We start from the raw sequence: 11,606 nt of genomic DNA, 5'->3' as shown, positions 1-11,606 counted from the left end.
TCTTCCGTAGGGAAACGTTTTCACGCGACACCCGGAATTGGCGAGACATGGACCTAGGGATCGACGGGAACGCGGCGCTCGTCACGGCATCGTCCAGCGGACTCGGCAAGGCATCGGCGAAGGCGCTCGCGCGGGAGGGCGTCGACGTCGTCGTCAACGGCCGCGACGAGGAGCGGCTGGCGGCCGCGAAGGAGGAGGTCGAGGCGGTCGCGACCGGCGAGGTAGTCGCCCACTCCGCCGACCTGACCGACGCCGACGAGGTGACGGCGCTCGTCGAGGCGACCGTCGACGAGTTCGGCACGATCGACCACCTCGTAACGAGCGCCGGCGGCCCGCCGTCAGGCGCGTTCCTCGACACCGACGACGAGGACTGGCAGCACGCCTACGACCTGCTCGTGATGAGCGTCGTCCGGCTGGCGCGGGAGTCGTACCCCCACCTCAGGGAAGGGGACGGCGGCACAATCGTCAACATCACGTCCCGAAGCGTGAAGGAGGCGCTCGACAGCCTCGTCTTATCGAACGCGGTTCGGATGGGCGTCATCGGGCTAGAGAAGACGCTCTCGAAGGAGTTCGCCCCGGAGGTCCGCGCCAACGCCGTCCTGCCGGGCCCCCACGAGACGAGCCGGATCCGCGACCTCGTCGAGGCCGCCGTCGAGCGGGGCGAGTACGACTCCTACGAGGAGGGGCTCGACGACTGGGCGGGGAACCCCCTCGAACGCATCGGCGACCCGATGGAGCTCGGCAACACGGTCGCGTTCCTCTCGTCGCCGAAGTCCGGCTACGTCAACGGTACCGCGCTCCCGATCGACGGCGGCTCCACCGGAGCGAACCTATGAAGCCGGTTGCGTTCGACGAGGCGGAGACGTACGAGCCGGAGGAGGGCTGGCGGCGCGTGTCGATGGCGGGCAGCGACCGGTTCTCCTTCGAGTGGTTCGAGAAGCCGCCGGGCCACAGCTCGCCGATGCACGACCACGAGAACGAGCAGGTGTGCCTCTGTCTGGAGGGCGAGCTGACCGTCGCGACCGAGGACGACGAGGTGACGCTTCAGAAGAACGACTCCGTCCTCGTAGCGCCCAACGAGCCCCACCGCGTCGAGAACACGGGCGACGAGCTCGCCGTCGGCCTCGACGTGTTCGCGCCCGGACGCTCGTTCGACTTCTGGACCGACCGCGAGGAGTGAGATGAGTGGACCGAGGACGAGATGAAGTACCTCGCGCGCGCGGCGACCGGCAACCCCCTGCTCGGCGACGAGACGGGGTACGTCCCGCTCGGCGCCGTCGAGCCCGACCTCGAGACGGTCCGCGACGCGCTCCCCCGAGCTGCCGCGGGGAGGCTCGGCAGCGTCGCCAGCGCGACGGCCGACCCCGTCCCGGCGGCCGACCTGTCGTTCGGCGCGCCGCTGGCGTCGTTCGGGAAGCTGTGGGGGATCGGCCTGAACTACGCGGAACACGCCGGCGATCTCGACGAGGAGCGCCCGACGGAGCCGGCGAGCTTCATGAAACCGTCGTCGGCCCTGACCGGGCCGGACGGCCCGATCCGCCTGCCGCCGCGGTCGCAGAGCGAACGGGTGACCGCCGAGGCGGAGCTGGCCGTCGTGATGGGCCGGACGTGCCGGGGCGTCGACGAGGGCGAGGTGAGCGACGTGATCGCCGGCTTTCTGCCCGTGATCGACATGACCGCGGAGGACGTGCTCCAGCAGAACCCCCGGTTCCTCACCCGGGCAAAGAGCTACGACACGTTCCTCGTGCCCGGCGCCGCGATCGCGGTGCTGGAGGGGCCGCTCGACCTCGACGGGCTCTCGGTGCGCACCGAGGTCAACGGGGAGGTGCGGGCCGAAAACGAGATCCGTAACATGCTGTTCCCGCCGGCGGAGATCGTCTCGTTCCACGCCGACGCGATGACGCTGGAACCGGGGGACCTGTTCAGCACGGGGACGCCCGGTGCGGCGCCGATCGCCCCCGGCGACGAGGTGCGGGCGGTCGTCGAGTCGATCGGGTCCGTCACCGCGCCGGTGACCCGGTAGGCGGGCGCCGACCCGACGCGGACGCGATTCCGGCTCACCGACAGCGTTTTTCGACGGCGCCGCCGAGCGGGGACGTGAACGTTCGGGGGCCGATCGTCTCCGTCGGGGAGGCGCGGACGGTGTCGACGTCGTACGGCGAGCGCGACCTCCGCGAGGTGCGGGTCCGGCCCGACCGCGGCGCGGGCGACCCGGTCGACGTGACGCTGTGGGGGAAGTGGACAGAGGTCGCCGAACACGCGGAGCCGGGGATGGAACTGCTCGTCACCGACCCCGAGGAGGACGAGTACCGCGGGGAGACGGGGTACGCGACGACCGACGAGTCGTGGGTCGTCCTCGAACCCGACTTCCTCGTCGACGTGACCGGCATCCGGTCGTGGGTCCAGTGCCCGCGGATGTACTACCTGAACAAACTGTCGGGGATTCCGCTCAACTACCCCGTCGTCAAGGGGACCATCGTCCACGAGGTGTTCGGCGACCTGCTCCGCGGGATGGACCTCGACGAGTCGGTCGCGGAGCGCGTGGCCGAGGCGGGCCTCGAACTCGGCCTCCTCGGCTACGAGACCGCGGAGGTGGAAGACGAGGTGCGGCGCAACGCCGCCGCGGTCGAGGGGTGGCTCGCGCAGGGGACGCTCGCCGACGAGGACACGTGGCGCTCGGAGTTCTCCCTCATCTCGCCCACGTTCGGGCTGAAGGGGCGCGCGGACGCGCTCCGGCGCGGCACGCCGGTCGAACTGAAGACGGGGAAGAACACCAAGCGGGAGCCGCGGTTCCACGACAAGGTGCAGGCGGCCTGCTACGCGCTCATGCTCGACGAGCGCGGCGTCGACCCGGACATCGGGACGCTGCTGTACACGAAGAACACGGCCTTGGACCGCAACGAGGAGTCGGGCGACCTCGCGCCGGCCAAGGAGTTCACCGTCGGCCGGGGGTTCCTGGAGTTCGTCGTCCGCGAGCGAAACGCCCTCGCGGCCGCCGAGTGGCGGGCGCTCAACGAGGCCGGCGAGCGCCCCGCGGTGCCGACGGGGTACGAGGCCGACGCGACCTGCAGCTACTGCTTCGAGCAGGACGCCTGTATGGTCGTCTCCGGCCGGCTCGACCAGGAGTCGAAGGCGGGCCAGATCGGGACGCCGGTGCCCGAGGAGGAGCGCGACTACTTCGACCGGTTCTACGTCGCCCTCGAAGAGGAGCGCCGCGAGACTCACGCGGAGTACCGGAAGCTGTGGGAGCAGACGCCCGAAGAGCGCGCGGCCGACGACCGCGCGCTGATCGGCTTGGAGCCGGTCGCGCAGACGGAGATCGACGACGCCCGGTGGGAGCTTCGCGCGAAGAAGCCGGGCGACGCCGTCTCGAAGCTCCGCGAGGGCGACGTGGCGCTCGCGAGCGACGGCGACCCCGTCTCCGGCCACGCGGAACTGGGCCGGATCACAGCCCTCGGGAGCGACGAGGTCGTCGTCGAGACGGACGAGCCGGTGGAGCTGCGGCGGCTCGACGTCTACCCCTCCGAGATCTCCGTCGACCGCTCGCTGACCGCGCTCCACGACGCCGTCCTGAAGGGCGATCCCGACCGCAAGGACGTGATATTCGGCCGGCGGAACCCGTCGTTCCGGGACCCGACCGAGCGCCCACCGGGTAGCCCCGGAGCCGACGACCCGGACGCGCCCGACGCCTACATCGACAACAACGCGGCGCAGAACGAGGCGGTCGAACTCGCGGTCGACGCCGAGGACTGCGCGCTGATCCACGGCCCGCCGGGGACGGGGAAGACGTACACAATCGCCCGGACGATCCGCGCGCTGGTCGCGGAGGGGAACCGGGTGCTGCTCTCCGCGTTCACGAACCGCGCGGTCGACAACGCGCTGGAGGCGCTCCGCGACCAGGGGTTCGACGACGTGCTTCGAGTGGGAACCGAGACCGGCGTCCGCGAGGACATGCGGGACGTGCGGCTCGTCCAGCGCGGCGAGCCGAACGCGAAGGCCGCCGAGTTGCGGGACGCGCCGGTCGTCGCCGCGACGACGGCGGCCTGCGGTTCCCGCGTCATGCGCGAGTGCGAGTTCGACGTGGCCCTCGTCGACGAGGCCTCCCAGCTCACCGAGCCCGGGACCCACGCCGCCGTCAACCTCGCCGACCGGTTCGTCCTCGTCGGCGACCACGAGCAGCTCCCGCCGGTCGTTCGCGCGGAGAACGACCTCCGGACCTCGCTCTTCCAGCGGCTCATCGAGACGTACCCCGACGCGAGCGTGATGCTCGACCGGCAGTACCGGATGAGCCAGCGGATCCAGGCGTTCGCCTCCGCGGAGTTCTACGACGGCGCGCTCCGCCCCGCGACCCCCGAGGTGGCCGGGCAGACGCTCGCGGACCTCGGCGTCGACCCCGACGCGCTCGCGCCCGACCTGACCGGCGGCGTCGGGTTCGTCGACCCGGACGGCGAGCGCGACGGGAACCGGAACGTCCGCGAGGCGGAGCGCGTCGCCGCGATCGCCGACGCCTACGTCGCCGCCGGCGTCGACCCCGACGACATCGGCGTGATCGCCCCCTTCCGGGCGCAGGTCGCGGAGATCGGCCGCCGGACCGACGTGACAGTCGACACCGTCGACCGCTTCCAAGGCTCCTCGAAAGAGGTGATACTCGTCTCGCTCGTCGCGACCGGCGACCTCGACGGGCCGATATTCGAGGACCACCGGCGGATGAACGTCGCGCTCACCAGGGCGAAAAAGCAGTTGACGCTGGTGGGCGACGCCGACGCCCTCGCCACGGACCCCTTCTACGCCCGGATGCTCGACTGGGCGCGGAGGTGAGGAGCGACCCTACGACTCGTCCGCGTCGGTGACGATCCCCGGCTCCTTGCTCGCGATCACGACGATCCGGTCGGTGAGGTCCTCGATCGTGTTCGCGAGCTCGTCCAACAGGATCGCGAGCTCGCGGTAGACGAGCGGCTCCTCGATCGTGTCGTCGGCGAACGCGGTCTCGATGGCGTCGTTCCGCAGCTCGTCGCACTCGCTCTCGAGGGCGCGGATCGACTCGATCCCCTCGGCGAGCGTCTCGGTGGCGTCGGCGCGCGCGAGCCCCCTGACGAACCCCTCGACGACCTCGGCGAGGACTTCGGTCATCTCGGCGATCCGGGCGGCCATCTCGCGCATGTCGGCGAACGGCTCGACGCCCGCGGCCGGGCGCATCATGGCAACCTCCTGGACGATCCGCTCGGTGTGGTTCGCGACCACGTCCAGCTCGTTGTAGAAGTCGAGCAGCGCGGACTCGTTGAAGTTGATCCGGGTGTTCAGCAGGCCGATGTCGTCCGGCCCGGCGTCGGTGATGAGCCCGGTGAGCCCGCGGACGAGGTCGTCGCACTCGCTCTCGACGGCGGCTATCTCGTCGACCGTGTCGCGGGACGCGCCCTCGCTCGCGTACTCGTCGAGCGCCCGCGGGAGGAGGGCGACGCAGTCGTCGATCCGGTCGAGGTACGCGACCGTTTGGGTCTCGAGCCGTTCCCCGAAGTCGGCGTCGGTGGACATGTGCGAACCCACGCGCGTCGGCGGTAAAGAGGTTCCCTCGCGTGTCGTCGATCGTGAGGGTCAGGCGGTCGCACGCCGCGGATCGGCGGTGCCGCGGACCCGCGTCCTACAGCTCGGCGGCGGCGTCGAGCGCCGCCTCGACCTCCGGGGCATCGAACCACTCGCGGTCGGTGTACGCGTTCGCGCCGGCCGCGTACAGGTCCGAGACCGCGTCCACGACCGCCGGCGGGAGCGGGTCTGGGTCCGGGTCGCAGAGCTCGCGCCAGTCGTCGATGTCGCGGTCGGCGACCGCGTCTTTCGCCTCGCCCACGGCCGCGACCCAGTCGAGGTCGTTCGCCTTGTACCACTGGCGGACGACCTCCTTCGAGATCCCGCGGCCGCCGTACGAGAACCGGTTCTCGTCGAAAGTGCCGACCACGTCGGCGACCCGGAGTTCGCCGTCGACGTAGAGGCACTCGATCTTGCCGTCCTCGTGGACGAACCCGGTCGCCTCGGCGCGCTCGGTGACGACGCGGTTCACGTCGCGCGCGAGCGATTCGAGGGCGTCGACGGCGGCGGCGCCCGCGATCTCGTCGGCCTCCGCCCGGGTGAGATAGCGGTCCTGCTGCTCGTACTTCGTCGAGAACTCCACGACTGGCTCCGGGAGGTCGACCGGCTCGGCGGGCCAGTCGCCGTCGGCGAGGTCGTCGAGCCCGAGGTCGGCGGGCTCGGCGCGCTTCCGCAGGCTGGACCCGACGGGGACCCGGTTGCGGAAGACGACCTCCAGCGGGACGAGGTAGTTCCCCCCGCCCGCGGCGTGGAATGCCTCGTAGTCGTAGCCGGCGTGGGGCCCCTCGTACGACAGGTCGGGCACCTGCGTCAGGTCGATGGCCATCTCGGTGGGCGGCGCGGTCGCCTCGGCGAGGGGGACGGGGTCGGGCTCGGTCCCGTCGTCCGCGACGGTACCCGGGTCCACGACCCCGCGGTAGTGGGTCGGGACGCCCGCGTCCTCCAGTAGTTCGAAGTTGAACGCGCCCATCGCGCAGAGGCTCGCCCCCTTGTGGGGGATCGCGTCGGGCATCTGTCCCCAGTCGAACACCGAGTAGGCGTCGGTGAAGGCGAACCGACCTCGGCCGAGTCCGTCGGCGGTCGCCGGCTCGTCGACGCGGAACTCCTTGACGCTCGTCATGACTCACACCGCGACCGCCTCCCACATGAACCTTTCAGTTACGTGCGTACCTCGGACATGTTTTCCGAGGTTTGATCCACACATGTGCGGTATCTCGGTCGCGATGTGGACCGGCGCCCGCGCGCTCGCATCGAAAGCGACACCGGGATCCGCCCCCCAGTCCGGGGCATGAACGATGCGCGCGAGGTCGTCGTCCTCCGGTACGGCCACCGGCCGGGGCGCGACGACCGCATGACGACGCACGTCGGGCTCACGGCGCGGGCGCTCGGGGCCGACCGGGTGATCTTCCCCGACAACGCGGGCCAGTCGGCGGAGACGGTCCGCGACATCACCGGCCGGTTCGGCGGGCCGTTCGCCGTCGAACTGCGCGACGACCAGAAGGCGATCGTCCGGGAGTTCGACGGGGTCGTGGTCCACCTCACGATGTACGGCGAGCGCGTCCAAGACGTGGAGACGGCCGTCCGGGAGGCGGTCGGGCTCGACGAACCAGAAGCGCCCGAGGAGGCGTCACCGCCGCGCGACCTCCTCGTCGTCGTCGGCGGCGAGAAGGTGCCGTGGGCGCTGTACGAGCGCGCCGACTTCAACGTGGGCGTGACGAACCAGCCGCACTCGGAGGTCGCGGGGCTCGCCGTCTTCCTCGACCGCCTGTTCGACGGGGCGGAACTCGGCCGCGAGTGGGCCGACGCCGACCGGCGCGTCGTCCCGGAGGCGACCGGGAAGACGGTGATCGACGCGGGGACCGAAACCGACAGCGCCGGGGACGACGAGGCCGGAGACGACAGCCCCGGGAACGACCGAGCGTCCGAGCGCCGCGACTGACCCGGCTACTCTCCCGCGTCGCCGCGCTCGGCGTCTCGCTCGACGACCTCCGGAGTCCCGCTCAGGATGCCGCGGAGCCCCGACATCGGCTCGCCGACGGTGACCCCGTGCTCCGTGATCTTGAACTCGCGGATCGTCCGCTCGAAGTCGCTCGTCCGCTTTTTCAACACGCCGATCACCTTGCGGAGCTCGCCGCCGACCTCTAGGTGCCGGAGGAAGAGGATGTTGTCGGCGAGGTAGCTGATGTTCTCCATGGTCGCGCGGAACTCCCCCGTGACGTTCCGCGTCTCGTCGATGAAGAGGCCGGTGACGCCCGCGTTCTTGAGGTAGCGGCCGAGCGCGTGCATCTGCTGGAGCATCTGCTCTTTCTCGCCGCGCAGGGTCAGCCGATACCCGGAGATGCCGTCGATCATGACGATGTCGGCCCCCTCCTCCTCGACCTCGTCGCGGACCATGCGGGCGAACTCCTGTGGCGACCGCTCTAACGCCTCCACCTCCGTCACCTGAAGCGTCCCCTTCGCCAGCATCTCGTCGACGGGGATGTTGACCGCGCGCGACCGGGCGAGGAACGTCTCCCGGTTCTCCTCGAACAGGTAGATCACGGAGCGTTCCCCGCGGCCCGCGGCCTCCTTCATGAACTGGGTGCTGAGCGTCGTCTTCCCCACGCCGGTCGGGCCGCTCACGATGGTGACGGTGCCGCGCTCGATCCCGCCGTGGAGCAGCTCGTCGACCTCGGGGATCCCCGACGAGACCTGCTCGAACGCCAGCTCCTCGTCCCGCGTGCCGGGCTGGAGCGCGGGAAACACCTCCATTCCCGCGTCGGTGATCCGGTAGGCGTGGTCCCCGCTCTGCGTCGACGACCCCCGGAACTTGGGGACGCTGACCGTCTTGCCGTACGCCCCCGCGTCGAGCCGGACCGTCCCGTCCGTGATGAACTCGAGGTCGTCTGTCGGGAGCGACCGCGTGTTCTGGACGGTGAACAGCACGGTCGCCCCCCTGTCTTTCAGGAACCGCATGAATCCGACCACCTGCTTGCGGAACTGGTAGTCGTCCGAGAGGAGGAACCGGAGCTGCGTCAGCGGGTCGACCACCACCCGGTCGGGGTCGACCGCCGTCACGCCCTCGACGATCCGCTCGGTCAGCGGCTCTCGCTCGACCTCCGAGGGCGCGAACACCTCGTACGACTCGTCCTCGACGAACGCGTCCGCGCCCGGGCTCAGGTCGAGGAACTCGATCGAATCGGTGTCGAAGCCGAGCGCGTCAGCGTTCGCCTTCAGGTCGCGGAGGTCCTCTTCGAGGTTGACGAAGAGCGCCGTCTCCCCCTCGTCCACGCCCCGCTGGAGGAAGTGGAACCCCAGAATGGTCTTCCCGCTCCCGGCCTGTCCGCGGACCATGTAGCTCCGCGTGGGGACGAGCCCGCCCGACAGCACTTCGTCGAGGCCGTCGACGCCGGTCGACGCCCGCTCGGATAGCGACGTTGTCATACCGTGGTACTCGCCCCCGACCGTGATATATATGGGGTAGTTCTTAGTGGCTCCCCGACTCAAATACGACGAGATGGATTCGAAGTCGGACGCGGAGTCCGGGGGCGATGACGGCGGCGGGCCCCCGGACCGCCCCGCCGGGGACGACGCCGGCCCCGCTCTCTCCCGGGCCCCCGACGGCGACCGCGCGACGGTCCTCCTCCTGATGGACGCCGACCGCGACCGCGGGCTCCTGTCCGACGCGCTGTCCGACCGGTACGCCGTTCGGACCGCCGAGTCGCCGGACGCGCTGAACGGCGAGTTCGACTGCTGTCTCCTCGACGCCGGCGCCTTCGAGGCCGCCGCGGACGCGATCGACACTCGACGCGAGCGCGCCGAGCCCGCGTTCCTCCCGTTCGTACTGCTGGTGAGCGAAGGGTCGCGGGCGGGGCTCGGCCACGCCGCGTGGGAGCGCGTCGACGACGTCATCGAACTCCCGGTCGGACGCCGGGCGCTCGTGACGCGCGTCTCGAACCTGGTCGAGCGGCGGCGGACGTCGCTCCGGTTCCGGCGGACCGTCGCGGACCTGCGGCGCAAAGAGCGGGCGATGGACGAGGCGCCCGTCGGGATCACCCTCGCGCGGGCGACCGACGGCGACGACAGCCCGCTCGTGTACCACAACCGAGAGTTCGAGGAGCTGACCGGCTACGGCGACGAGATCCTCGGCGAGGACTGTCGGTTCCTTCAGGGCCCCGACACCGGCGAGGAGTCCCGGGCGAGGATACGGCGGGCCCTCGACGAGGACCGACCGGTCGAGGTCGACATCCTCAATTATCGGGCGAACGGCCAGAAGTTCTGGAACCGGCTCTCCATCGCGCCGCTGCGCGACAAGGAGGGGAACGTGACGAGCTACGTCGGATTCCAGGCCGACATCACCGAGCGGAAGATCCGCGAGCGGCGGCTGGAGGTGATGGCCCGAGTGCTCAACCACAACCTCCGGAACAAGATGAACCTCATCGAGGGGTACGCGGACCTCCTCCGCGACGACCCCGACGAGGAGTCTCGGCGTCGGTCGCTGGACGTCATCGCCGAGACGGCCTCGGACCTCACCGGGATCGCGGGCGCCGTCCAGACCGTCGACGAGACGGTCTCACCGCCCGGGCTCGACGCCCCGATCAACCTCCGAGACGAACTGGTCGAGCTCCGAGACCGGCTCCGCAGCCGCTACCCGGACGCGTCGGTGACCATATCGCTACCCGACGACGGACCGATAGAGACGACCGCCGTGGGCCTGCCCGTCGCCGTCTCCGAGGCGGCCGAGAACGCGGTGAAGCACAACGACGCGGCGACGCCGTCGGTCGAGGTGCGCGTCGAGCGCCGTCCGCCGGAGTGGATCGCGATCGAAGTCGAGGACGACGGCCCGGGGATCCCGGACCACGAGACGCAGGTGCTGGAGGCTGGCGAGACCTCGCTGACCCACGCGGACCGGCTCGGCATATGGCTCATGTACTGGGTCGTCGCCAAGGCGGGCGGCGAGTTCGACATCGACACCGACGGTGAGGGGACGACGGTCCGCCTGGAAGTCCCGGTGCGGCCCTGAGTCGGCCGATACACAGAGCCGCTTCCCCTACAGTGTCCGCTTCGAGCGGAGCCGCGCGAGCCGCGTCCGGGCCTCCTGCCGGCTCGTCCCGCGAACCCGCCCCGTCTCGGCGTCGGCCATGGAGACGAAGGAGAGCCGGTCGAGGAGCGGGGGCCAGTCGCCGGCGCCCGCGGCGTCACCGGCGAACGCGACCGCGTTGGCGAGCCCCTCGCGCTCCTCGGTTCCGACCCGGGCGACCAGCGCGTCCGCGGCCCGCCGCCCGCCGGCGACGGAGAGCCGATCGCCGACCGTCGCGGGGACCCACGCCGGGAGGAGCAACAGCCAACACAGGACGCCGGCGGCCGCGTACGCCCACGACGGGATGCGCTCGCGGTCCGGCTCGTACCCGTGGATCCGGTTGACGCGCCGGTCGGCGGCGGTCCGGTCGCCGCGGCGTCCCACGAGCAGCGTCGCGAGCAGCGCCGCGGTCTCGACGGCCGCCAGCGCCGGCAGCGTCGCGGTGGTGAGGAGCGCCCGCCGCGTCCGGAGCCGGACGAGCGCGTGGCGCAACGCCGCGTCGCGGTCCGCCTTCGGCAGGGCGAGCAGCCGCGTGGAGACCACCAGTCGCGCCCCGCGGTAGCCGTCCGTGACGGCGACGTTCGCGGCGTCGGCGCGGACCGCGGTCACCGGCAGCGCGTCGACGCCGACCTCGCCCGCGAGGTGTTCGACGCGGTCGGCGACGAAGTCCGCGCGGCGGTCGTCTAGGTCGGCACGGGGGAGCCGCGCGATCCGCCTGTCGACGAGCGCGGGACCGAGGAGCGCGGAGAGCGCGGGGCCGACGACGACGGCCGCGAGCAGCCCGCCCGGCGCGCCGAGCGGGACGGTCCCGAGCCCGCCGGGGCCGAGCAGCGCGGCGAGCGGAACCAGCGGGACCGCCGCCAGCACGACCGGGACCGCGAGGAGCGCCAGGGCGCCGAGCGCGCGTCGCCCCCGTCCGTCGACCGAGTCTGCCATACGGGCGAGTGTGAGTCACGGCGCGTAAAGC

At 71.3% G+C, this 11,606-nt stretch carries 10 protein-coding genes; 6 read left to right on the top strand and 4 right to left on the bottom strand.

Annotated elements, in window-relative coordinates; genetic code table 11:
* Nucleotides 1-47: 47 nt before the first annotated feature.
* The 4 genes from B9H04_RS03935 to B9H04_RS03920 all read left to right on the top strand — a co-directional run bounded on the left by B9H04_RS03935 (nucleotide 48) and on the right by B9H04_RS03920 (nucleotide 4,818).
* A complete protein-coding gene (locus tag B9H04_RS03935; RefSeq protein ID WP_049931635.1) occupies nucleotides 48-836 on the top strand; it encodes an SDR family oxidoreductase in 789 nt (262 codons plus the stop codon).
* Nucleotides 833-1,180 carry a cupin domain-containing protein gene (locus B9H04_RS03930; RefSeq protein WP_049931636.1) on the top strand — a complete coding sequence of 116 codons (348 nt, stop codon included), beginning with the start codon at nucleotides 833-835 and terminating at the stop codon, nucleotides 1,178-1,180. The genes B9H04_RS03935 and B9H04_RS03930 overlap by 4 nt, the downstream gene beginning before the upstream one ends.
* A gap of 21 nt (nucleotides 1,181-1,201) precedes the next feature.
* A complete protein-coding gene (locus tag B9H04_RS03925) occupies nucleotides 1,202-2,023 on the top strand; it encodes a fumarylacetoacetate hydrolase family protein (protein WP_049931637.1) in 822 nt (273 codons plus the stop codon).
* 74 nt (nucleotides 2,024-2,097) lie between these two features.
* Nucleotides 2,098-4,818 (top strand): AAA domain-containing protein, encoded by a 2,721-nt coding sequence (locus B9H04_RS03920; protein WP_049931638.1) that lies wholly within the window; start codon nucleotides 2,098-2,100, stop codon nucleotides 4,816-4,818.
* Nucleotides 4,819-4,827: 9 nt separating this feature from the next.
* Here the strand turns inward: B9H04_RS03920 and B9H04_RS03915 are convergent, their stop codons facing one another.
* Together B9H04_RS03915 and B9H04_RS03910 are read right to left on the bottom strand one after the other, a co-directional pair.
* On the bottom strand, nucleotides 4,828-5,532 hold the full coding sequence (locus B9H04_RS03915; protein WP_049931639.1) for a DUF47 domain-containing protein: 705 nt from the start codon (nucleotides 5,530-5,532) through the stop codon (nucleotides 4,828-4,830).
* Between the two features lie 106 nt (nucleotides 5,533-5,638).
* A complete protein-coding gene (locus tag B9H04_RS03910) occupies nucleotides 5,639-6,700 on the bottom strand; it encodes a phosphoribosylaminoimidazolesuccinocarboxamide synthase (RefSeq protein ID WP_049931640.1) in 1,062 nt (353 codons plus the stop codon).
* Between the two features lie 168 nt (nucleotides 6,701-6,868).
* On the opposite strand from B9H04_RS03910, the gene B9H04_RS03905 reads away from it, so the two are divergent.
* On the top strand, nucleotides 6,869-7,519 hold the full coding sequence (locus B9H04_RS03905; protein ID WP_049931708.1) for a tRNA (cytidine(56)-2'-O)-methyltransferase: 651 nt from the start codon (nucleotides 6,869-6,871) through the stop codon (nucleotides 7,517-7,519).
* Nucleotides 7,520-7,524: 5 nt separating this feature from the next.
* On the opposite strand, the gene B9H04_RS03900 is transcribed toward B9H04_RS03905, so the two are convergent.
* Nucleotides 7,525-9,003 (bottom strand): ATPase domain-containing protein, encoded by a 1,479-nt coding sequence (locus tag B9H04_RS03900; protein ID WP_049931641.1) that lies wholly within the window; start codon nucleotides 9,001-9,003, stop codon nucleotides 7,525-7,527.
* 73 nt (nucleotides 9,004-9,076) lie between these two features.
* Here B9H04_RS03900 and B9H04_RS03895 point away from each other — a divergent pair, with 73 nt between their 5' ends.
* Entirely contained in the window at nucleotides 9,077-10,582 is a 1,506-nt protein-coding gene (locus B9H04_RS03895) for a PAS domain-containing protein (RefSeq protein ID WP_049931642.1), read from the top strand.
* A gap of 27 nt (nucleotides 10,583-10,609) precedes the next feature.
* Here B9H04_RS03895 and B9H04_RS03890 read toward each other — a convergent pair whose 3' ends face one another.
* Complete coding sequence (locus tag B9H04_RS03890) at nucleotides 10,610-11,575, bottom strand: hypothetical protein (RefSeq protein ID WP_049931643.1); 966 nt, start codon at nucleotides 11,573-11,575, stop codon at nucleotides 10,610-10,612.
* Between the last annotated feature and the right edge of the window lie 31 nt (nucleotides 11,576-11,606).

Source organism: Halorubrum ezzemoulense DSM 17463 (assembly GCF_002114285.1).
In the GTDB taxonomy this organism is placed as follows: Archaea; Halobacteriota; Halobacteria; order Halobacteriales; family Haloferacaceae; genus Halorubrum; species Halorubrum ezzemoulense.
This window is presented reverse-complemented; position numbering and strand designations above follow the sequence as displayed.

What these genes read in the sequence shown, in the direction of transcription:
- B9H04_RS03895 (WP_049931642.1), top strand. Translation starts at nt 9,077, where the DNA reads ATGGATTCGAAGTCGGACGCGGAGTCCGGGGGCGATGACGGCGGCGGG.
- B9H04_RS03910 (WP_049931640.1), bottom strand. Translation starts at nt 6,700, where the DNA reads ATGACGAGCGTCAAGGAGTTCCGCGTCGACGAGCCGGCGACCGCCGAC.
- B9H04_RS03900 (WP_049931641.1), bottom strand. Translation starts at nt 9,003, where the DNA reads ATGACAACGTCGCTATCCGAGCGGGCGTCGACCGGCGTCGACGGCCTC.
- B9H04_RS03890 (WP_049931643.1), bottom strand. Translation starts at nt 11,575, where the DNA reads ATGGCAGACTCGGTCGACGGACGGGGGCGACGCGCGCTCGGCGCCCTG.
- B9H04_RS03915 (WP_049931639.1), bottom strand. Translation starts at nt 5,532, where the DNA reads ATGTCCACCGACGCCGACTTCGGGGAACGGCTCGAGACCCAAACGGTC.
- B9H04_RS03930 (WP_049931636.1), top strand. Translation starts at nt 833, where the DNA reads ATGAAGCCGGTTGCGTTCGACGAGGCGGAGACGTACGAGCCGGAGGAG.
- B9H04_RS03925 (WP_049931637.1), top strand. Translation starts at nt 1,202, where the DNA reads ATGAAGTACCTCGCGCGCGCGGCGACCGGCAACCCCCTGCTCGGCGAC.
- B9H04_RS03905 (WP_049931708.1), top strand. Translation starts at nt 6,869, where the DNA reads ATGAACGATGCGCGCGAGGTCGTCGTCCTCCGGTACGGCCACCGGCCG.
- B9H04_RS03935 (WP_049931635.1), top strand. Translation starts at nt 48, where the DNA reads ATGGACCTAGGGATCGACGGGAACGCGGCGCTCGTCACGGCATCGTCC.